A 21,951-nucleotide genomic window follows, 5' to 3' on the forward strand; every position below is an offset into this window, starting at 1 on the left:
TCGGTCGAATGTCAGTTTTCGCGCTCATAGGGAATTTCGATGATGAATTCTGAGCCTTTTTCGAATTCGGACTCGACATTGATTTTCCAGCCGTGAGCTTTTATAATTGTCATTACAGTGGCAAGTCCGATACCCATTCCTTCTTCCCGGCGTGAAGAACTTGCACGGTAGAACATGTCGAAAATCTTTTCAAGCTCTTCTTTTTTGATGCCTATTCCATTGTCCTTGATTTTGATGGTGATTCTTTCGCTGCCGTTTTCGTCTTTTTCCTGTTTTGCGCTTATTGCAATTGAATCATATTCTTTTGTGTAGCGGAGTGCATTTGAGAAAATGTTTTCGAATGCCCGCTGGACAAGCTCTTTATCAAATGGAAGCTCGATGCAGTCTTCAAGTTCGACCTGGGCTGTTACATTGCGCCTGAAGATACCGCCGGTCGTAACGGCTCCTTCTGCCAGTTCCTTTAAGACGGGCACGATATTTTGCTTTTTAAGCTGCTGAAGCCAGTCCGTCTGATTGAGTTTAACGAAATTTATGAGAGTATTTATCATCGTTTCAAGCTGTTCTGTCTTTGAACTGATGATTTTGAGAGATTTTTTTGTCTCTTCGGGAGTGTCGCAGAAACCTTCGCTCATTGCCTCCGTGTAGCCTTTGATTATGGCAACGGGAGTCCGCAAATCGTGACTGATTCCCATGATGAATTTGCATTTTCGTTCTGCAGTGTCTTTTAGGACCAGACGCATTTTATCGAGACTTTCTGTGAGTCCTGTGATTTCATTGTCTGTCTTGATGTTTTTTTCATAGTCAAGCGTTACATCAAACTCACCGTTAGCGATTCTCTGTGTGTTTTTGTTCAGCACGGTGATTGAGCGGGTAATCGTGTTTGAAATGCTTACGACCAGTGAAATGCAGAAGGCTTCGAAAATTGCTATGAAAATCAGTAAAAAACGCAGGCTCTTTTCAAAAAGTCCGTTTTTTCTGTGCTGAATGTCGCGGCTTGTCCTGCTTATGAAAACGATGTTCGGTTTCCTTTTTTCGATTGGTGGGGAAGTGAGCTGGTAAAAATAGCTGTCGCTGGTTTCATTCATGAAGCGGAAGAGCTCTTTTTTGTCGAGCCATGACCTGCCTATGAATTCGGGAATCGTATTCGCAAGAACGGTGTCGTAAGTTTTGTCTCTTGGGGTTTCTAGAATTATGAATTCTACATTTGGCGGCAGTGTATGGAGAAGCTGCTTGAAAACACTGACATCCCGATTTGAAAGGGACATTTCGCCCAGTTCTCTTACCTGCTTGTATCCTTCAAGAAGCATACGGTCAGGCCGAGTGAGGTAGTGGTAAATTGGCAGTGTGATTAACGCAAGAATCGGAACAAGAATTACTCCAATCAGAAAAATGCGCAGCTGTGTCTTAATTTTCAAAAATATACCCCATTCCGAAAACAGTCTTTATAAAACGCGGTTCTGCAGGATTTGACTCGATTTTTTTGCGAAGACGCTGTATGTAGACTGCAACAGCCGTAACATCTCCAAAGTCAGTGCCCCAGACTTCCCGGTAGATTTTTTCTGGGGAGAGCTTTTCGCCGGGGTGTTTTGTGAGAAATTCAAGTACTTTGTATTCTTTGTTAGAAAGAGAAATTTTTTCGCTTCCTTTTTTGAGTACACATGAATTTAAAAGCATTTTGTAATCACCGAAAGCATAGAACTGTTCGGCTGCGGCAGAAATCTCTGAGCCACGGCGGAGGTTTGCCTTTACTTTTGCCACGAGAACTCTTGGTGAAAAGGGTTTTGTGACGAATTCATCGGCACCAAGCCCAAGCCCTTCGATTATGTCTTCATCTCCGTCTCGTGCTGAAGCGATAATCACTGGAATCGTATTGTTGAATTTTTCGCGGAAGAATTTGAGGAATTCAAAGCCGCTCATTCCGGGGAGATTTAAATCCAGAATAACAAGTTCGGGTGTAAAAGTTTTGAGTAAATCAATTGCATCTTCTGCACTTAAAGCCTGGGAAACATCCATTCCTTCTTTTGAGAGATACATCGAAATCAAATCGGACATTTCCGGAACATCTTCTATTACAAGAATTTTAGTACTCATATTAAAACCTTACATAAACAATGAAAAAAACTCAATCAAAAAATAAGAATCTAATAAAAAATTATAATTCTCCGATAATGAAGAAGGCGACCCTTAGGGAAGTGCTGATAAAACTGTAAAAAATACTTTCAATATTCTTCCATTTGCTATATCATAGATGGCAGATTTTTAAAGTGTTTTGTCTTGTTCAGGTGGGGGGGTAAAATGATTCCTGTAACGAAATTGGACGGCTCTACTTACTGGATAAATCCACATTTAATTGAGAGTATGGAGCAGAATCCTGATTTGACGATTGCGTTTTTCTCCGGCAAAAAAATTGTTGTAAAGGATAAGCCAGAGGAAGTGATTGACCGAATCGTTTCCTATCGTCGTCAGATTGGCATTAATGCAATTGAAATGTGAGAAAGAGAATAAAAACATTTAAATATAGAAGAAATAGTAGGAGAATTTCATGGATATAGCTACAATAATTGGTCTTGTCGGCGGTACGGTTGCCATCGGTCTTGGTGTCATCACTTCTGGTGGTTCAATCGGCGGTATTATCGATATTCCTTCCGTATTCGTTACTGTTGGTGGTTCTTATGCCGCATTGTTCATCGTTGCACCGCTCAAACAGGCAATCGGTCTTTTCAAGATTATGGGAAGGGCCTTAAAGACCTTTGATTACGGCGAAAAAACGCTGATTCAGAATATGGTCGCGCTTTCCGAAAAGGCTCGCCGTGAGGGTATCCTTGCTTTGGAAGAAGGCCTTGACGATTTAGACAATGCTTTCATGAAAGAAGGTCTTCGAATGGTTGTAGACGGCACTGACGGCAATGTAATCCGCACAATCATGGAAAATGAAATGAGTCAGACTGAAGCCCGTCATATGAGCTGGGTAGGTGTCATCAACGCGTGGGCAGGTTACGGTCCTGGTTTCGGTATGTTGGGTACGGTTATCGGTCTTATTGGTATGTTGAACAACCTCGAAGATAAAAGCTCGCTCGGTCCTAACATGGCTGTCGCTTTGATTACAACACTGTACGGTTCTATGCTTGCAAACTGGCTTGTCGCTCCTTTCGCAAACAAACTTTCTGCTCAGAACGCTCAGGAAATGTCTACAATGGAAATGGTAATTGAAGGCGTTCTTTCTATTCAGGCTGGTGACAACCCGCGAATTCTTGCGATGAAGCTTTTGACTTACCTTGACCCAAAAACACGCAAGGCAATCGAAGCGGATGTCCTCAAAGACTAATGAAAAATAATTCTGAAAAAGGCTGAAAATAATGGCAAAAAAAGAGAAAAAAGAACCTGCCAAACCGTCAACCGCGTGGCAAGGTACTTACGGTGACATGATTACGCTTATGCTCTGCTTTTTCGTCATGTTGTACGACCCGTCAGAGGTCGATCTCATGGCCTTGAATCAGGTTCAGCAGTCAATTGCTGTCACAACCGAATCAATCGATGCTCCTGTTACATCCGGAGGTCAGTCTCTCGCTAACGGAAAACTTGCCGATTTAGGAAACTCAATTTCGGCTCTTCCTTCACTTGAAAACGGACGCTCGCTCGCAATCGCAAAAAAGAAGGCTGTCAGTCTTTTTGTTCCAGAAGTAAATTCTGCAAAAGTCACTATTTCCAGTGATGAGCGCGGTCTGATTATCTCTCTTGCTTCTGATGTTTTCTTTGAACAGGGGAGTGCAGTCCTAAATATTGATGAAACTCGTGATATTCTTCTTAAATTGTCGAAATTTTTTCAAGATTCTGAGATAAAAAACCGAAGATTTAGAATAGAGGGACATACGGACTCAACGCCAGTTCCGGCTGTCATTGATGATACTGGCCGCAATATTGGTTATCCGTCAAACTGGGAGCTTTCAACGGCGCGTGCAGCGAATGTTCTTCACTATCTGTCAGATTTTGGTGTTGATGAACAGAGTTTCTCAATTGCCGGATATGCTGACACAAGACCTATGTTTTCTAACGAAACAAAAGAAGGTCAGGCGTATAACCGCCGCGTTGACATCATCGTTCTTGATGAGGGTCATTTTTAATGCTAACATTTTTCGATAAATCGTTTTTCGATGTATTGAATGTGCTTTAGGATAAGGAGTTTACTATGGCAGATGAAGATGATGGTATTGGATTAGATGACAGCACAGATGCAGGAGCTGCTCCTGCGAAAGGCGGAAAGGGTCTTCTTATTCCGAGCCTTTTGAAATGGATCGCAATCGGACTTGCTGCAATCATTCTTATTGTTACTGTCGTCGTTATCACAATGAAAGTTGTTGGCGGAAACAATACTGGAACTGGAACTGCAATCCCAATGACAGAAGAATATACGGCATCAAAAGAAATCCTTGACTGGTATACCTCTCTCGGATTGATTCAGACTCGAACAATGGAAGCTAATCCTGCTTCTGTTCGCGTTGATGTTGTTCTCGGCTATAAAAAGGAAGATAAGGCAACTTCAACAGAAATCACTCAAAGAACTGTTGAACTTAAAGACTTTTTGCGCCGATATTTTACACAGAAGACTGCTGATGAGCTCAGACCTCAGAATGAGGAAAATCTTAAAATTGAGATTAGAAATGCAATTAACGACAGCATTCTGAGTTCTTCAAAGATTAAGGATGTTCGCTTCATGCAGATGGATGTAATCCAGTCGAACTAAAAAATGAATTGATTAGCTGAAAAGCGTTAGAAGGTGGGAAGACATGAACGAGGTTCTGTCACAGGATGAAATTGACCAATTGCTTCAAGCCATCTCTTCCGGAGATTCCGGGGCAGATGATTTTAAGCCGGTCAGTGACACGCGAAAAATCAAGATTTACGACTTTAAGCGTCCGGACAAGTTCTCAAAAGAACAAATCCGTACAGTGCAGATTATGCACGAGACTTTCGCGCGTCTTACAACAACAAGTCTCTCTGCACAGCTGCGTTCTCTGGTTCATGTCCATGTAGCGTCTGTAGACCAGCTCACTTACGAAGAGTTTGTGCGCTCGATTCCAACTCCGACTACACTTGCTGTAATCAACATGGATCCTCTCAAAGGCAACGCTGTTCTTGAGATTGACCCGGCTATTACATTCAGCGTTATTGACCGTCTGTTCGGTGGTACTGGTCAGGGTGCAAAAGTCAGCCGTGATTTAACTGATATTGAGCAGTCCGTAATGGAAGGCATTATCGTTCGAATCCTTGCGAATATGCGTGAGGCATGGACTCAGGTAATCGACTTGCGGCCCCGTCTTGGTCAGATTGAAACTAACCCGCAGTTTGCTTCAATCGTTCCGCCTTCAGAAATGGTTGTCCTTGTAACATTGGAAACAAAAATCGGCGAGGAAGAGGGTATGATGAACTTCTGTATCCCTTACCTCACAATTGAGCCGATTGTATCAAAACTTTCTTCACAGTTCTGGTTCAGTTCTGTAAGAAGAAGCTCTACAACACAGTATCTTGGCACCCTTAAAGAAAAACTTTCTGATGTCAATATGGATGTCGTTGCAGAGATTGGCACAATCAATCTTCCAATCCGTGAGGTTCTTGCCTTGCGTGCAGGTGATGTTGTGCGTCTGTCTACGGTGCGTGTCGGTGATCCGCTTACACTCAGCGTCGGAAATGAAAAAAAATTTTACTGTCAGCCAGGTGTCGTCGGCAAGAAGATGGCTGTTCAGGTTATCGGCAAAATAGATCAGAGCGAATCTGACGATTTTGAAGAATTATCAGTTGAAGGAGATGAATCTTATGAGTGATGGAACAATATCACAGAGCGAAATTGACGCATTGTTGTCAGGCGTTGATGTTGGAGGTCTTTCATCTGGTCCGTCTTCCAATGTTAATATTGATACAGCAACACTTTCAAAATTCGCTGACGGATTAAAAGATAAGGTTGTAGCAAATCTTAACGGTATGACCGGTTCAACATTTGAAATCGGTGCGCCGTCTGTCGAATCTATGGACAGAGACCAGCTTCTCGCAAAACTGCCAGAAATGGTTGTTGCTGTTATGGCAGATTTTAACGCAGGTCTTAAAGGTGACCATCTGGTTCTGCTTTCTCCGGAATTCGCACAGAAAATCACAAGTCTCGTAAATAAAGAGGAAAATGCTGACCTTGATGATATGGCTCTTTCTGTAATCGGTGAATTTGTCTCAACCCATACAGGTTCTGAAATCACTGATTTGAGTTCAATCGCAGGTCTCGCATCGAATCCACCGGAAGCCTTGCATGTACCTAAGGCTATGGTTCGAATTCCTCAGGGCACTTTCGCCTTGATTACATATCCTCTCACTTTGGAAGATCAGTCTTACACCCTTTGGGAAGCAGTTTCAAGCGATGTTGCTGAAGGAATTGCAAAAGCTCTCGGCGGTGGTTCTCCTGAGCCGGCAGCCGCTACTGGCGGAACTTTGAGTGCTGCAGATATGGCTTCGATGGCAAATCTTGCAGGCGGTGCTCCTCAGATGGGCGGCATGGGAATGGGCCAGCCACAGATGGGTGGTATGCAGATGGGCGGATTCCAGCAGCAGCCAATGATGGGCGGTATGGGAATGCCACAGATGGGTATGCAGATGCCTCAGATGGGAATGCCTATGGGTATGGCAATGCCGAATGTTCAGTCTGTTCAGTATCCAAATCTTACAGGTGGTCCTACATCTCAGGAGCAGGGCAATATCGGTCTTATCATGGATGTAAACATGGAAATGACCGTAGAGCTTGGACGCACTAAAAAGCAGATTAAAGACATCTTGGGAATGGGTGAAGGTACAATCATTGAGCTTGATAAACTCGCCGGTGAACCTGTAGATATTCTTGTAAACCACAAGCCTATTGCAAAGGGTGAGGTTGTAGTTATCGATGAAAACTTCGGTGTTCGTGTTACCGAAATCCTTTCACCAATGGAGCGCGTAAGCGACCTTCGATAGAAAAAAAAGAAAAAATAATGGCATCTGTCCGAAAAACTATTCGACAGATGCTTTTTTTTTTGCTATAATATTTAAAATATCGTTATTTTGTCAAAAAGTGGGTGGGATTATGACAAAGTTTTCTCGTGCTTTCAAGGCTCTTTGCTTTGGAAGTTTAGTATTGTTTTCAAATTTGACTGTCTTTGCACAGAATCTAAATCAGAATCAGCCTGAATCTGCACAGCTTTCACAAAACGCTCAATCTGAATCTCAGAATAATATCGCACAAGGCCAGTCTTCAACACAAAATGCTGAATGGACATGGAGCAATTCTTTTGAACAGACTCAGCAGGCTCAGCCTTCTACATTTGCTCTCTTCTTGAAAATGGTTTTTGCGCTTGCTCTTGTTCTTGCCATTGCGTATCTTGCGTTGCGCCTTCTCAAGCGTGGCAATAAACTTTCAAATTCGGACGATCCTTTTCTTCGCCATGTTTCTCATCTGCCTTTAAGCCAGAACCGCTCCGTTGATGTCGTTACCATTCTTGATCATGCTTTCGTGCTTGGGGTTTCTGATAATGCTGTGAATTTAATTTCTCAGATTGAAGACAAAGAGCTTGTGAATTCCATGAATCTTTATGCTGATAAAAAGGATAATTCAAAACGCCCGCGTTCATTTGATGATATTCTTTCGATTTTTATGCCTGGCTCTTCTTCTGAAGAAAATACAAGAAACATTTACGGTTCCAGTGCTCAAGATGCGGCTGATTTGCTAAAAAGACATCGAAACCGATTGAACGAGGAGAATTAATATGGAATTCCGTAAAATGCTTTCATATTCTTTCCATAAATGGCTGCCTAAAATCGTGCTTGCTTCATTCATTTCAATTTTCTGCCTTTTTCCAGTAACTTCTCAGTCAAGGCAGAATCGTAATTTCCCGCAGGGCTCTGCTTCGGGCAGAACTGAAATGCGTGGTGATGTTCGTGGAATCGATTTTCCGAACATTGATGTGAATATAAGCCGTCCGCAGACAGGGGAGCAGGTTGCTTTTTCGGTTCAGTTGCTGCTTCTTCTCACTGCGCTGACGCTTGCGCCAAGCCTTTTGATTCTTACAACCTGTTTCCTTCGTTTTTCTATCGTGCTTGACTTTATTAAGCGTGCTCTTTCCCTGCAACAGGTTCCGCCGACTTCTGTTTTGAACGGAATCGCACTTTTCATGACGATTTTTATCATGTTTCCGACTCTGCAGAACATTTACAATAATTCTTTGCGGCCTCTTTCGAACGGGGAGATTACAATTGAGCAGGCATACCGTGAGGCCGAAACTCCTTTGCGCACATTTATGCTCAATCAGACAATTTCCCGCGGAAGTGACGGAAGTTTGCAGTCAAAATACATTTCTTCTTTCCTGGCCATGGCGAATCTTCCTTCTCCAAACGGTCCGGAAGACATACCGACCTATGTGATAATTCCGGCATATATTCTGCATGAACTGACTGTCGCTTTTAAAATAGGTGTATTCCTTTACATACCGTTCATCGTAATTGACATGGTTGTTGCCAGCATTTTGATGAGTATGGGTATGATGATGCTGCCGCCTGTTCAGATTTCAATGCCGTTTAAGCTGATGCTTTTTGTTATGGTTGACGGCTGGGGGCTTTTAACGCAGCAGCTTTTCCAAAGCGTTATAAAATAAGCAGTTACAAAATTGTAATTAGCGAAGGAGTTTTTTATGTCTGTTGGAATGATTGTAAATCTTATGCGTGGAGCGGTTTTTCAGGTTTTCATTTTGTGCGCGCCTGTTCTTGGGGCAGCCTTGATTGTCGGTCTTATTGTGGCTATTTTTCAGGCTACAACATCGATTCAGGAGCAGACCCTTACTTTCCTTCCAAAAATGCTTGTGATTCTGGCTATTCTTGCCCTAATCGGCGGCTGGATGTTCAGTATGATGGGAAATTATACGGTAAATCTGCTTTCCCAGATTCCGAATCTTGCAAAATAAAATCTGTAAACTAGACGGATAAGCTGCGGTTGAAAAATGCTTGATAGAATCCTGATTAATGCACCTGTTTTTCTCTTGATTGCGGTCAGATGTTTCGCATTGATTATGACTCTTCCTCTTTTTTCAATTAGAAATGTATCCCGCCTTTCAAAAGTGGCTTTTACGGCATACATTGCATACATCATATTTCCTCATGTTGATTTTTCGATGTATGCTCCGTATATTGCAAGGGACGGTGCAATTTCTCTTCAATATATAATGCTTCTTGTCGGCGAAGGCCTTATCGGAATCCTTACTGGGTTTTATGTGACGCTGATTTTTGCCGCATTCAGTTCTGCGGGTCAGTTTTTTGCTTTTCAGATGGGCTTTTCTGCTTCGGAAGTATACGATGCACTTTCGCAGGTTGAAAACCCTCTTATGGGTCAGTTTTTTAACCTTGTTGCAATGCTGATTTTTTTGCAGAGTGATTGGGCAATCATGCTCTTCACCCGTGCACTTCTTTCAAGTTTTGATTCTCTTAACGCCCTTACCCTTGTGATGCAACGGGATAAGATGATTCAGTTTTTGCTCGGCGGTCTTACGAAGCTTTTTGCCGATGCTTTCATCATTTCTCTTCCAATTATGGGAACTTTGCTTTTGATTTCAGTGACCATGGGAATTCTTTCGAAAGCGGCTCCTCAGATGAACCTTATGAGCGAAGGTTTCCCAATCATGATTCTTACTTCTTTCTTCATTATAAGCGTGCTTTTTCCGCAGATTTGTGATTTCTTTGTTCATTCGTTCCAGTCGGGATTTTCGGCTCTTGAACGGCTTTTTGTGATAGTTGGGGGCTGAGAATGGAAGTGAACGAAATTGATTTGTTTGACATGATTGACTTGCAGTGGTTCGCTGCGGAAGATGAAGGCAGAACCGAAGACCCTTCTGAGTATAAAATCCGTAAGGCCCGTGAAGAAGGACGGGTTGCAAAAAGTCAGGAACTCAACAGCGCAATCGTAATGCTCGTTACGGTTATCGTGCTGATTATAGCGGCACCCTATTTCTGGAACTGGTGCGAGGAAGTTCTTGTGTTTTATTTTAATCACTCGACGGAAACAGAAATGCTTCAGAAGCGCTTTTTCTATCATTTTTTGATTTCCCTCGCAAAGATGGTTTTGCCCCTGGCTTTGTGCGGAACGGTTGCGGGCGTGCTTGGAAATTTGATTCAGAACCGGGGATTTATTTTTTCGCTAAAACCAATAGAGCCTCAGTTTTCGAAGATTTCGCCACGAATCGGTCAGTATCTCAAAAAGACGCTGTTTTCTTTTGAAGGCGGATTTAATGTCGCAAAATCTTTTATAAAGGTTGGTGTGGTTGCCTTTGTTTCTTTTGTCATAATCAGAATAAACCTGCCTGTAATCCTTGAATTTATAAATGCTTCAAATGTTCACAATGCGATTGCAAAAATCGCCTGGACTGCGGCTCAAATTCTTGCGACTTGTGCGGTTGTTTTTCTTGCGATTGCGATTCCTGATTATCTCGTGCAGAAAAAGCAGTTTATCGAGAGTATGAAAATGACCAAACAGGAAGTCAAGCAGGAATACAAGGAAATGGAAGGTGATCCTGAGGTCAAAGCTCATTTGCAGGCAGCCCAGCGGGAACTTTTGCAGCGGAATATGCCTCAGCAGGTCGCAAAATCGGATGTCGTAATCACGAACCCGACTCATTTCGCGGTCGCTTTGATGTATGATCAGGCTGTCGCCGAAGCACCTCAGGTCATGGCGAAGGGCAGTGATAATGTTGCCTTCAGAATCAAGGAGATTGCAAAAGAGCACGATGTTCCTATCGTAGAAAACAAACCTTTGGCTCGTGGACTCTATGCACAGACTGAAATTGGTGATATAATACCTAGTGACTATTTTTCTGTTATTGCAACGATTTATAGTCAATTAGACAAATTTAATAAAAAGTAGCTGTTTCGGGTGGGGATTTGAATGGCTAGTCGTTTTAATTTAAAAAATGTTTTGGGGAACATTGAGAATCATGCTGTAGCTGCAGCCGCAATTGCGGTTGTTCTCATGCTTTTGATACCTGTTCCGGGAGTTCTTTTGGACTTCCTCATGATTGTAAATATTTCAATCTCTGTTGTCGTTCTTCTTGTTGTCCTTTACACACCGAAGTCTTCAGATTTTACTTCATTTCCCCGCGTTCTGCTTTTTGCCACCCTTTACGGTCTTGCACTCAATGTCTGTTCAACGCGCCTTATCCTTACCAAGGCTTCTGAAACAGGCTATAAATTCTTCCCAGGAAACATGCTCAAGGCATTTTCTTCTATTGTAACAGGTGATAATCCGATGAATCCTTCAACCACCGGTCTTGTTATCGGTATGGTCATTTTCATCATTTTGATTATTATTCAGGTCATCGTAATCACAAAAGGTGCTACGCGTGTTTCTGAGGTTGCTGCACGATTCAGTTTGGACGCAATGAACCAGAAATTCTTCGCTGTTGATTCAGAACTCAATTCCGGCTACATCACTGACGAGCAGGCACGCGACAAAAAAGCGGCCATTCAGCGTGACATCGACTTTTATTCAAGCATGGACGGTGCTTCAAAGTTTGTAAGTGGTAATGTTAAGGCTGGTATTTTCATCACTGCGATTGACTTGATTGCAGGCATTATCGCCGGTGTTGCAATTGGCGGAATGCAATTTGGTGATGCGGCAAGCACTTATTCACGCCTTACAATCGGTGACGGTCTTTTGGGGCAGCTTCCTTCGCTTCTTCTTTCTTTTGCTACAGGTCTCATCGTTACCGGTAATTCTTCGGAAGAGGTTCTCGGTTCTCAGCTTAAAAAACAGTTTACTGCAAGCGGTTATGTCTACATTATCACTGGTGTAACACTTGCTCTCATGAGCCTTATCCCGAATTTTCCGTGGTATCTTCTCCTTCCTGTTGGCGCTCTTTTCGTTTTTTACGGTTATCGTCTTATTAAGAGCGAAAAGGCTTCTTTTGCGAAAAAACTCGAAGAAGAGCAGAATGCAAAAAACAAAAAGGCAAATGCTTCTGGTGAAGAAATTAGTCCAATCGTTCCTCTTGATGCCCTTTCTCTTGAACTTGGATACGCTCTTATCCCGCTTGTTGATAAAGAAAAAGGTGCGGAACTTCTTGAGCGAATTACGCGAATCCGTCGTGAAGCAGGCCTTGATTTGGGGCTTGTCGTTCCGAAAATCCGAATTATTGACAATATGACGCTTGCGCCGGACGAATACAGTTTTAAAATCAAGGGAATTGAAGCTGGCCGTGCAAAAATCAAGCTTGGTTACTATATGTGCATGAACACAGGTGCTGCCACTGAAGAAATAAAGGGTGAGAAGACCGTGGACCCTGCATTTGGTGTTCCGGCTGTATGGGTTAGTGAGGATATGCGTTCTGAGGCAGAGCGTGCCGGTTATGCGGTCGTTGATCCACCGACCATCATTGCAACGCATATTACAGAAATTATCCGTGCACATGCGGCAGAAATTCTTGGTCGTCTTGAAACTAAGGCAATCATTGATAAGCTCAAGGATACTGCAAATACCAATTCGAATCCTGTTGTTGTTGATGAAGTCCTCAATACATACAAATACACTTACGGTGAAATTGAACATGTTTTGCAGGGATTGCTTAAAGAACAGGTTTCAATCCGCAATATCGTGGCTATTCTGGAAACCCTTGCAAATTACGGAAATATGCCGCATAACAACTGGCTTCTTATCGAAAAAGTTCGTGAAGCTCTTGGACTTCAAATTTGTCTGCAGTATGTTGACCCGCATGACCCGAACAAAAAACTGTCTGTATTGCAGGTTTCCCAGTCTGCGTCAGAAAAAATCATGCAGCACTGCGTTGTGCCTAACGATGGAGGGCAGCCGTTTGTTGCCTTCGATCCGGTTGATGGCCGCAAGTGGATATCTTCTGTGAGTGCGGCCGTTGTTTCCGCAAAGGAACGGAACTATCTGCCGATTCTTCTGGCTCCTAATGCGGAAGTTCGTCAGCTTGTACACAATTCAATCAGTCGGGAGATACCGGGAATTGCTGTGCTTTCATTAAATGAGGTCGTTGCGGCGGGCTCTAATATTAACTTGGAGATTATTGGAGAAATAAATGTATAAAGATTCTTATGCTTTGACCGCTGAGAAAAATCCCAAACTGCCTCTTTATGGTTCAACTCCAGGCTATACGCGCCCAGATGATGAAATGCAGACCATTGTTGGCAGAAATTATGATGATTGCATGGACAAATTGCTCAAAGCCTATGGTCATAATTTTGAAATTCTTGGCAAGCGTCCGATTTTGAAGCCGGGCTTTTTTGGTTTTGGCCAGAAAGAACTTTATGAAGTTCGTTATACAGTCGGGCTTAAAAAGTCCGTTCCTGTGCAGAAGTCTTTTCAGGAAAGTCGTGATGAAATTCTGCAGAAATCGGGTTCTTCCGTAACGAATACGATTCAAATCGCCAATATCGATAAAAAACTCGAAGAAATGAAGAAGGTCTTTGAGGAGTCAATGAAAAATATTGCAGAAGCGACAAATGCCGGCGACAAGCCTGTTTCGATTCAGAAAATCGAAGAGCTTCTTCAGAACAATGAATTTACTTTTGCGTACATAAACAAGATTTCTACAAGACTTCGCTCTGAGTTAACGGTTGAAGAACTTGAAAATTTTGAACTTGTACAGGAAAAAGTTGTCGACTGGATTGGTGAATCAATAAAAATCGCTCCGAAAGTGATGCACACTTATCCCCATGTCATAATCGTTGTCGGACCGACCGGAGTTGGAAAAACTACTACCATTGCAAAATTTGCCGTCAATCTCATAAAAGAAGCTCACGAAAAAGACCAGCCGCGTCCTCGTGTCAGGATGCTTACAACTGACCATACTCGTGTTGGTGCAGTTGAGCAGATTAAACGATATGGCGATGTCATGGAGATTGAGGTTGATAAGGCCGAAACTGCCGCCGATGTAAAAAAAATATATGACACTTATAAAGAAAATCTGGATGTTCTTTTCATTGATACTCCAGGTTACAGCCCTAAGGATTTTGAGAATCTAGGTAAAATGAGGAAGATGCTTGAAGTCCAGGGAATTCATCCTGAAGTGTTCCTTGCCGCAAATGCTTCATCAAAGGCTATGGATTTAATCTCAATCATTCAGAATTACGAAGTGTTCAATTTTTCTTCAGTAATCATTACGAAATGGGATGAGACAAGCGCAATCGGAAATGTCATCAGCGTACTTTCCGAAAAGGGCAAGTCTATTTCATATATAACTGACGGTCAGACTGTCACGAAAAACATCGAGCGTGCTTCTGTAGTCAGATTTTTGACAAATTTACATGATTTCAATATTGATCGTAATCATATAGACGCAAAATTCCCGGAGGAAAAGTAAAATGGAAGATCAGGCACAGGAACTCAAAGAGATGATGTCTAATAACCGTAAAACAAGGATTATCGCGATTACGAGTGGTAAAGGCGGCGTTGGAAAATCTAACCTGTCCGTAAACATGGCGATTGCCTATGCCCAGCAGGGAAAAAAAGTTATCTTGATTGACGGTGATCTTGGAATGGCGAATGTCAATGTTCTTATGAATATTGTACCGCAATACAATCTCATGCAGGTTATCAATAAGCAGAAGACTATGCAGGAAATCATCACTGACACAGAATTCGGCATTAAATTCATCGCTGGTGCGAACGGATTTTCAAAAATCGCTAACCTTACAGTTGATGAGCTTGATTACTTTGCAAAACAGTTTGCAATGCTCGGAAATGCCGACATAATTCTTATTGATACTGGTGCTGGTATCGCAAACAATGTCCTTCAATTCGTAGCGGCCGCAGATGAAGTCTATGTCGTTACGACTCCGGAGCCTACAGCAATTACTGACGCGTATGGAATCATCAAAATCATCACTACGGAACTTGTTGATCGTGAGATGAATATAAAACTCCTTGTAAACCGTGTTCATTCTGCAGATGAAGGAAAGCGAATTTCTGAGCGAATCATCAATATTGCTGCTCAGTTCTTGAATTACAAAGTTGATTACATTGGTTTCGTTTATGACGATCCTGTTGTTCAGGCTTCCGTAATCAGACAGAAACCGTTTATTGTTGTCAATCCGACTTCAAAACCGGCACAGTGCATTAAGCATATTGTCGGCCGAATCGAAAAGAGTGACAACGGAACATCTGAGGGCGTTGCTAACTTCCTCAAAAAATTTTTGCGTAAAAGCTGATTTTAGAACTTTTCGGAAGATGTAGTTTTCCGGAAAGTTCTATTGTTTTGAAAGCCTATTTTAATAGAAAAATCTTGACCGAATGAATTTTCTGATTTAAACTTATATATGGGAGGAAAAAAATGATAAACCCGAAGAATATATGCATTGCTGCCGTAGTCGGGTTTTTTATGTCTTTTTTTATAGGACTGTTTTCTGATGTTCATTTTTTTAATGTCGTAATTCGTGCGCTGCTTTCTGGCCTCGGACTTGCGGTTTTATGTGTCGGAATCAGTTTTATTTATCAAAAATTCCTCTCCAATGACAACGCTTCTTTTTCTTCTGATGCAGACCTTTCTTCTCAGAAAACTGTAACAGGTGGTGTTGTTAATATTGTAGTTGATGATTCAAATCTCGAAGATGACGGCAATTCGCCTAAATTCAATGTTATGAACAATCATCATTCTGATTTGGCGAAGCCTGCTGCTCCAGAACAGCCTGCCAGTGAGCAGCCGGAAAGTCCTGCATTTAATGCAGTTTCTGCCTCTGAGTCTGTTCCTGACAATGCAGAGGATTCTTCGTTTAAACCTGTTAGCCTGGCATCTGCTGCACCTGCTGTTTCTTCAGCTGAGGCAGCTCCGGTTACACCGGCATCAACTCCAGCTCCTTCAGCTTCTGCTGAAGCAAAACCTGTTTCTCCTGAAGAAGCTGTTTCGGGAAGTCCTGATTCTTTGGATGAACTTCCTGATTTGGGTGGCATGGGTTCAGAGATTGGAACGGTCAGTTCACCTTCCAATTATGGAAGTAATTCTTCTGCGGAAGTTATACAGGATACTGAATTTGCCACTGGCGGTTCAAAATTAAAGGAACAGCCGATTAGTGGAGATACGAATGTCATGGCAAAGGCCATTCAGACCTTGCTTGCGCGAGAGAACTAATAAAAAAAGGGTAATATGATGGATAATACAAAAACGCAATTTATCAATGATGAAGAGGAAGACGCACTCTGGGGAGAATTCAAAAAATCAAAGTCCGACGCCTTGCGGGATAAAATTATCCGTAAATATATGCCTTTGGTAAAATATGTTGCCGGTAAGGTTTCCGTTGGGCTTCCTGCTAGCATGGAATTTGATGATTTAGTTGGATTCGGCCAATTCGGGCTTCTTGACGCCATAAGTAAATATGATTTGGATAAGAAAGTTAAGTTCAAAACTTATGCTGTCACTCGAATCCGTGGTGCAATCTTCGATGAAATGAGGCAGCTTGACTGGGTGCCTCGTTCTGTCCGTCAGAAATCGCGTGAAATTGAAGATGTAATTGCAGGCTTGGAATCTAAGCTTTCCCGCCCTGCCACTGATGAAGAAATTGCAAAAGAAATGAACCTCAGCGTTGATGAATATCAGCATACAGTTATGAAAGTCAGCGGTACATCTGTTCTTTCATTAAACGATGTGTGGTATTCTGGTGATGATTCAGATCATCTTTCAATCGGAGATTCAATTGAGTCGCCGCAGAGCCTTAATCCTGATGTTCAGGTTGAACGCGAAGAAATCCGCAAAGTTATTATTCAGGCAATTAATGAACTTCCCGAAAAAGAAAAAATGGTCATCGTTCTTTACTATCATGAAGATTTGACTTTCAAGGAAATCGGTCAGGTTCTTGATGTTTCCGAATCAAGAATCTCCCAGCTTCACTCTAATGCCAACTTGCATTTGCGTGCGAAACTCACTAATTTCAGGAAAGGAATTTTCTAAAAAATGGTAACTCTTGAAGCGATTCGTAAAGATATGGCAGGTTTTCTCGAAAAGGATAAAGAAATTCATTTCGTTGAAGTCCGTGCAGACACTCTTGATGAGGCACTTGCCGATGCTGCCGTTCAATTTGATACTCGTGTAGCCAATCTTGAATATGAGGTTGTTGAGCGCGGATTTGACGGTTTTTTGGGAATCGCAAAGAAACCCTGGCTTCTAAAAGTTTACCAGAATCCAGAAATGGTTAAAAAGGTCGTTGTTGGTAAGAACGGTGAGGTTGCTGATTCAGAAGACGAAGAGAGTGTCGAAAAGCATGTTTCCCGCGATGGCGAATACTTTATTCATCACTTCGGCAACGATATCGTGCTCAAGGTTACCCTTCCAATTGGAGAAGGGCATCCTGTTGACAGTGAAGTTGTTCTTGAAGATTTAAACCGCCCTGATACAAAGAATTTTGATGCTGAAAAGGTTCGTTTTATTGTTAAAAATGGAAGTAACGGTGAATATGTTATTATCGGTGAATACAATCATGAACCGTCAGCTGATGCTATTTTTGTAATTGATATTACGAATGATGAGTTAAAAGCGACCGCGACAATCAATCCGCCTTCTCTTGGAGGCGCCGACATTACTGCCGAGCAAATCAAAATTGCCCTTAATAAACAGGGAGTCGTTGCCGGTATTTCGGACGAAAAAATTTCTGCATTGGTTGATAAGCCAAATTATAATGAGCCGGTCGTTGTCGCAGAGGCAGTGCTTCCTGTCGATGGAAAAGATGCTTATATTACATACAATTTTGAAACTGACCGTTCTAAATTAAAGGCAAAACAGGCTGCAAACGGGCAGGTTGACTTTAAGGAACTTAACCTTATTCAAAATGTTGTTGAAGGTCAGCCTCTTGCACAAAAAATGCTTGCTGAGCAGGGAAAAGCCGGCAAAACTCTTTATGGACGATATCTTGAAGCTAAAAACGGTCGTGATATTCCGCTTCCTCTTGGAAAAAATGTCCGTGTCGATATGGACGGGCGCACGATTCTTGCGGCTACAAATGGTCAGGTTCTTCTTATTAACGATAAAGTTTGTGTTGAGCCAATCATGGAAGTTGATGGTGTCAACATTAAAACAGGAAACATTACTTTCCTTGGAACAGTCATTGTCAAAGGTTCCGTGGAAGATGGTTTCAATGTCAAGGCTTCTGGCAATATCGAAGTATCCGGCACGGTTGGAAAGTGTACTCTTGAATCAGACGGTGATATTATTGTTTCCAGCGGTATTATCGGGCGTGATGAAGGAAGAATTGTCTGTGGCGGCTCTCTGTGGGCAAAATTCATTCAGAATACTACAGTTCAAGTCGAAGAAAACATCATCGTAATTGATTCAATTATGAACAGTGATGTTTCTGCCCAAAAGAAAATTATTCTTAACGGAAAGCGTGCTCAAATCACTGGTGGAAAGATTTTCGCGACAGAGGCTGTTATTGCGAAGAATATCGGCTCTGAAGGCGGGGGTACAGAAACTTCAATCTCTGTAGGTTACGATCCTCGTGCAAAAAAGCGGCTTGAAGAACTGCTTGAAATGCAGAACAGCAATATAAAAATTCTTGATGAACTTGAACTGAACATCGCTACTCTTGAAAACATGAAGAAAGTTCGTAAAAATCTTCCAAAAGAAAAAGAGGAGAGCTTGTTCCATCTTAACGAGCAGAAGAGCGAAATCATCGAAGAAAACTTTCAGTACAATGCTGAAATCGAAAAGATACAGGCCCGCTTGCGTGAGCTTAAAAACATCGGAAAGGTTTATGCGGCAGGCAATGTATATTCTGGCGTAAAAATTTATGTCCGCGATGAAAAGGATGAGGTTCGTGCTGATACAAAGAGTGTTATTTTCTTCTATGAAAATGGCTTTGTCCGCCGAGGAAAGTATGAGCAGCCGAATATGGATGACATAAAAGGTCCTGAGGGGTACAGCTAATGGGTGTTTCTCCAATAGATTTGCAGACAATGTATGCGAATATGAATAATATTGCGCGTACAGTTGCGCATCAGCAGCAGGGGGCAGTTCTCGCTCAGCAGCTTCAGGAGTCCAAAATAATCCAGCAGAATGCCGAAAAGGCGGCAACTGTTCACAAAGCTGCAGACAACGAAGCAAAATCTTCGCATATAAATGATGAAGGTCATCACAGTGATTCTGGTTATGGTTCGCATGGAAAAAAGCGGAATCCTCAAAAAAACGATGATGAAGTGAAGACCGAAAATGAACTTCGGGAAACATATCTTGGAAGGCATATTAATATAGAAAGGTAGAGATTAATGATTGTTGTTTTTATTGCGGCTTTTTTTTGTGTGATAAATATATGCTCATGGGTCGCCTTTCTAATAAAGTTCAAGAAGCTTTTTTCAACTGATGACATAATCGCTAATACCCGTGAGCAGATGAATAACATGATTAGCGACATAAATCATAATGCCGGTAGAAATATCGATATTATTGAAGACCGAATTCGTCAGCTCAAGGCCGTTGTCGCAGAAGCAGACAGGCATATTGAACTGGCCAAGCGTGAAATTGAGTCTCAGAAAGCAAATTTAGCATATAAACAGAAAATTGACGAAGTTGTTCAGTCGAAAAAACGCGTTGATAATTCAAAGAGCGCGTATAATCCTGTGAACCGCTCCGTTCAGCAGTATATGCGTAATCAGAATTTAAATATTTCTGCTGCCCTTCAGTCTGGAAATGCTTATGAGCTTACAGAAAAGGGAAATATTCAGGCAAAAAACTCACCTCATCATCAGGGAGATTTGTTTGATATGGCAGATGCTGATTCTTCAAAGCAGATTGTCTCTGATGCAGGCACAACTTTCACCGTTGAGTCGGACGGTTCTTCTTATGCGTCAGTTCCAGTAATTGGTGGAAAGGTAACTTATGCAGACGAGCCTGTTCAGCCGCATAAAAGTTTTGCTCAGCTTGTCCGTGATTTGAACAGTGCTGGTCATTCTGTAGAAGAAATTGCAAGTGAACTTGACAGTTCAATAACTGAAGTTCAGCTTTGCCTTGATATGGATTTAGGTTTTTAGGTTCATCTCAATCATACCGTTAAAACGGGTTTTCGTGCCATTTTTCGATTTTTGCCCATTCAGAAAGAAGTCGCTCGGTTTTTTCTTTGGCGACTTTCTGAAGGACGGGATTATCGTTTCTTCTGTCCGGGTGATAGTACATCAATTTTTCCCTATAGATTTTTTTTGCCTCTTCAAAACTTGCGCTTTCGCTTATTCCAATGAATTTCAGGGCGTTTTTTACTTCATTTGGGATGTAATTTTTGATGATTTGATATTGCTGTTTTGGTTGAATTTTCGGCTTTTTTACCGTGCTTTCGCTCTGTTCTGGTGGGGGAGTGAATTGTTCTGTTTTTTGTGGCTCAGGCTCATCTTTTTGATTTGGGGGAAGCTCACCTGTTTCAAGAACTTCACTAATCAAATCTCCAAGCCTGTCGTACATTGTCTGCATGCTGTCCCCACAGAGTGAGAAATAGTGAAAGTGCTGATTAACACTCGTTGTAATTAATCAGCACTTTAGTTTTTTGTTAAAATTAGATTACTGTTCCAGAAGGAATTACTGCACCTTTTCGGATTACGATGATTCCGTCTGAACTGTAGAAATAGACGCCGTTTGCAAGTTTGTTCTCGCCGTCCGGATATTTGTTGCCGTCAACATTGATTCGGCAGTCGTCGCCAATTGCGGCATCCTTGTCGATGATGGTCTTTGCAATCTTACAGTTTTTGCCGATTCCTACATCCGGGCGCTGAGCCTTTCGGTTCTTTGCCTTTGCTTCTTCGTTTTCGTAGAAGTCTGCACCCATTGTAATTACGCCGTCAAGTTCTGTTCCTTCGCGGATGATTGTTCGAACACCGATAATTGATTTTTTGATTGTTTTGCTGTTGATAAGAATACAGCCTTCTGAAAGGAGACTGCTTTCGATGTGCGGAGCGCCGTTAACTTTTGGCGGCGGAAGGTTTCGCATGTGAGTGTAGATTGGAGAATCTGCATCGTAGAAATTGAACGGTGGAATGTCTTTTGTGAGATCAAGTGTGGCATTGTAGAAGCTGCGGATTGTACCGATATCTTCCCAGTAACCGTCAAAAATATATGAATTGACTTTTCGGTCTTTGATTGCAAGAGGAATTACTTCTTTTCCGAAGTCAGTGTAGTCGTTATCGAGGGCTTCTTCCATTACTTTTGCATTGAAGATGTAGATACCCATTGAAGCGAGGTATTCTTTTTCTTTTGGAAGGTCGCCGCGTGCTTTTTCAGGGATTTTCCAGTTGCCGCTTTTGAGAACTTCTACAGACGGTTTTTCGATGAACTCAGTGATTTTGTTCTTTGAGTCAATCTTCATGATTCCGAAGCCAGTTGCATCGCGTTCGTTTACCGCTGTGGTTGCGATTGTGATGTCTGCACCGCTTTCAAGGTGGCTGTTCATGAATTCTTTGAGATCCATTCGGTAAAGCTGGTCACCAGAAAGGATGATGTAATGTGTCGGTTTCTGAGACTTGAAGTGAATGAAATTTTTTCTTACAGCATCGGCTGTTCCTTCAAACCAGCCTGAGTGTTCAAGAGTCTGTTCAGCTGCGAGAATTTCTACAAATCCTTTTGAGAAGCGGTCGAAGTTATATGAATTTGTGATATGATGATGAAGTGAAGCAGAATTGAACTGCGTGAGAAGGTAAATTTTGCGGAAACCAGAGTTGATACAGTTTGAGATAGGAATGTCTACGATTCGGTATTTGCCTCCGAACGGAACAGCCGGCTTGGAGCGGTCTTTTGTCAGTGGATAAAGTCTTGTTCCTTTACCACCACCCAAGATAATCGCCAAAACACGAGGTTTTTCTACATTTGTCATAATTTTAGCTCCTGAAAGTGAAAAAAGTTATAATATATAAAACCATAATAAACCCAAAAATTGCATAACGCAAATCATTTTTTTGTACATTTCAGCACAATATTACAA

At 42.0% G+C, this 21,951-nt stretch carries 23 protein-coding genes; 19 read left to right on the forward strand and 4 right to left on the reverse strand.

What is annotated here, in order from left to right; translation table 11 throughout:
• Nucleotides 1-11 precede the first annotated feature (11 nt).
• Entirely contained in the window at nucleotides 12-1,415 is a 1,404-nt protein-coding gene (locus tag Q0Q74_RS06560) for a HAMP domain-containing sensor histidine kinase (protein WP_294429509.1), read from the reverse strand.
• Entirely contained in the window at nucleotides 1,405-2,091 is a 687-nt protein-coding gene (locus tag Q0Q74_RS06565; protein ID WP_294429510.1) for a response regulator transcription factor, read from the reverse strand. Before Q0Q74_RS06565 ends, Q0Q74_RS06560 begins: the two co-directional genes overlap by 11 nt.
• A 204-nt stretch (nucleotides 2,092-2,295) precedes the next feature.
• Here Q0Q74_RS06565 and Q0Q74_RS06570 point away from each other — a divergent pair, with 204 nt between their 5' ends.
• From Q0Q74_RS06570 to Q0Q74_RS06660, 19 genes are all read left to right on the forward strand, one after another.
• The gene (locus Q0Q74_RS06570; RefSeq protein ID WP_294429511.1) at nucleotides 2,296-2,493 is read left to right on the forward strand and encodes a flagellar FlbD family protein; all 198 of its coding nucleotides are present in this window, start codon (nucleotides 2,296-2,298) and stop codon (nucleotides 2,491-2,493) included.
• A 49-nt stretch (nucleotides 2,494-2,542) separates the two neighbouring features.
• Nucleotides 2,543-3,325: a motility protein A gene (locus tag Q0Q74_RS06575; RefSeq protein WP_294429513.1), complete on the forward strand. Its 783-nt coding sequence runs from the start codon at nucleotides 2,543-2,545 to the stop codon at nucleotides 3,323-3,325.
• A gap of 31 nt (nucleotides 3,326-3,356) precedes the next feature.
• Nucleotides 3,357-4,121, forward strand: coding sequence for an OmpA family protein (locus Q0Q74_RS06580; protein ID WP_294429514.1), 765 nt, complete (start codon nucleotides 3,357-3,359; stop codon nucleotides 4,119-4,121).
• Between the two features lie 65 nt (nucleotides 4,122-4,186).
• A complete protein-coding gene (locus tag Q0Q74_RS06585) occupies nucleotides 4,187-4,741 on the forward strand; it encodes a flagellar basal body-associated FliL family protein (RefSeq protein WP_294429515.1) in 555 nt (184 codons plus the stop codon).
• A gap of 43 nt (nucleotides 4,742-4,784) precedes the next feature.
• Nucleotides 4,785-5,819, forward strand: a complete 1,035-nt coding sequence (gene fliM, locus Q0Q74_RS06590) for a flagellar motor switch protein FliM (RefSeq protein WP_294429516.1) — start codon at nucleotides 4,785-4,787, stop codon at nucleotides 5,817-5,819.
• Nucleotides 5,812-6,987, forward strand: coding sequence for a flagellar motor switch protein FliN (gene fliN, locus Q0Q74_RS06595; RefSeq protein WP_294429517.1), 1,176 nt, complete (start codon nucleotides 5,812-5,814; stop codon nucleotides 6,985-6,987). Before fliM ends, fliN begins: the two co-directional genes overlap by 8 nt.
• Before the next feature lie 109 nt (nucleotides 6,988-7,096).
• Complete coding sequence (locus Q0Q74_RS06600) at nucleotides 7,097-7,774, forward strand: flagellar biosynthetic protein FliO (RefSeq protein ID WP_294429518.1); 678 nt, start codon at nucleotides 7,097-7,099, stop codon at nucleotides 7,772-7,774.
• Nucleotide 7,775: 1 nt separating this feature from the next.
• Nucleotides 7,776-8,660 carry a flagellar type III secretion system pore protein FliP gene (fliP, locus tag Q0Q74_RS06605; protein WP_294429519.1) on the forward strand — a complete coding sequence of 295 codons (885 nt, stop codon included), beginning with the start codon at nucleotides 7,776-7,778 and terminating at the stop codon, nucleotides 8,658-8,660.
• 36 nt (nucleotides 8,661-8,696) lie between these two features.
• Nucleotides 8,697-8,966, forward strand: coding sequence for a flagellar biosynthesis protein FliQ (gene fliQ, locus Q0Q74_RS06610; RefSeq protein WP_294429520.1), 270 nt, complete (start codon nucleotides 8,697-8,699; stop codon nucleotides 8,964-8,966).
• A 36-nt stretch (nucleotides 8,967-9,002) separates the two neighbouring features.
• Nucleotides 9,003-9,800: a flagellar biosynthetic protein FliR gene (gene fliR / locus Q0Q74_RS06615; RefSeq protein WP_294429521.1), complete on the forward strand. Its 798-nt coding sequence runs from the start codon at nucleotides 9,003-9,005 to the stop codon at nucleotides 9,798-9,800.
• Between the two features lie 2 nt (nucleotides 9,801-9,802).
• Nucleotides 9,803-10,915 carry a flagellar biosynthesis protein FlhB gene (gene flhB / locus Q0Q74_RS06620; RefSeq protein WP_294429523.1) on the forward strand — a complete coding sequence of 371 codons (1,113 nt, stop codon included), beginning with the start codon at nucleotides 9,803-9,805 and terminating at the stop codon, nucleotides 10,913-10,915.
• A gap of 21 nt (nucleotides 10,916-10,936) precedes the next feature.
• The gene (locus Q0Q74_RS06625) at nucleotides 10,937-13,096 is read left to right on the forward strand and encodes a flagellar biosynthesis protein FlhA (protein ID WP_294429524.1); all 2,160 of its coding nucleotides are present in this window, start codon (nucleotides 10,937-10,939) and stop codon (nucleotides 13,094-13,096) included.
• Nucleotides 13,089-14,372, forward strand: a complete 1,284-nt coding sequence (locus Q0Q74_RS06630; protein WP_294429525.1) for a hypothetical protein — start codon at nucleotides 13,089-13,091, stop codon at nucleotides 14,370-14,372. Before Q0Q74_RS06625 ends, Q0Q74_RS06630 begins: the two co-directional genes overlap by 8 nt.
• Before the next feature lies 1 nt (nucleotide 14,373).
• Complete coding sequence (locus tag Q0Q74_RS06635) at nucleotides 14,374-15,219, forward strand: MinD/ParA family protein (RefSeq protein ID WP_294429526.1); 846 nt, start codon at nucleotides 14,374-14,376, stop codon at nucleotides 15,217-15,219.
• A 170-nt stretch (nucleotides 15,220-15,389) separates the two neighbouring features.
• Nucleotides 15,390-16,136, forward strand: a complete 747-nt coding sequence (locus tag Q0Q74_RS06640) for a hypothetical protein (protein ID WP_294429527.1) — start codon at nucleotides 15,390-15,392, stop codon at nucleotides 16,134-16,136.
• Between the two features lie 18 nt (nucleotides 16,137-16,154).
• The gene (gene whiG / locus Q0Q74_RS06645) at nucleotides 16,155-16,952 is read left to right on the forward strand and encodes an RNA polymerase sigma factor WhiG (RefSeq protein ID WP_294429588.1); all 798 of its coding nucleotides are present in this window, start codon (nucleotides 16,155-16,157) and stop codon (nucleotides 16,950-16,952) included.
• 3 nt (nucleotides 16,953-16,955) lie between these two features.
• Nucleotides 16,956-18,920: a FapA family protein gene (locus tag Q0Q74_RS06650; RefSeq protein ID WP_294429528.1), complete on the forward strand. Its 1,965-nt coding sequence runs from the start codon at nucleotides 16,956-16,958 to the stop codon at nucleotides 18,918-18,920.
• The gene (locus Q0Q74_RS06655) at nucleotides 18,920-19,252 is read left to right on the forward strand and encodes a hypothetical protein (protein WP_294429529.1); all 333 of its coding nucleotides are present in this window, start codon (nucleotides 18,920-18,922) and stop codon (nucleotides 19,250-19,252) included. The genes Q0Q74_RS06650 and Q0Q74_RS06655 overlap by 1 nt, the downstream gene beginning before the upstream one ends.
• Before the next feature lie 129 nt (nucleotides 19,253-19,381).
• The gene (locus tag Q0Q74_RS06660; RefSeq protein WP_294429530.1) at nucleotides 19,382-20,020 is read left to right on the forward strand and encodes a hypothetical protein; all 639 of its coding nucleotides are present in this window, start codon (nucleotides 19,382-19,384) and stop codon (nucleotides 20,018-20,020) included.
• 19 nt (nucleotides 20,021-20,039) lie between these two features.
• Here the strand turns inward: Q0Q74_RS06660 and Q0Q74_RS06665 are convergent, their stop codons facing one another.
• Nucleotides 20,040-20,450, reverse strand: a complete 411-nt coding sequence (locus tag Q0Q74_RS06665; protein WP_294429531.1) for a DnaJ domain-containing protein — start codon at nucleotides 20,448-20,450, stop codon at nucleotides 20,040-20,042.
• Nucleotides 20,451-20,532: 82 nt separating this feature from the next.
• Nucleotides 20,533-21,843, reverse strand: a complete 1,311-nt coding sequence (locus tag Q0Q74_RS06670) for a glucose-1-phosphate adenylyltransferase (protein WP_294429533.1) — start codon at nucleotides 21,841-21,843, stop codon at nucleotides 20,533-20,535.
• Nucleotides 21,844-21,951 lie beyond the last annotated feature (108 nt).

This window comes from uncultured Treponema sp. (assembly GCF_946187725.1).
GTDB lineage: Bacteria > Spirochaetota > Spirochaetia > Treponematales > Treponemataceae > Treponema_D.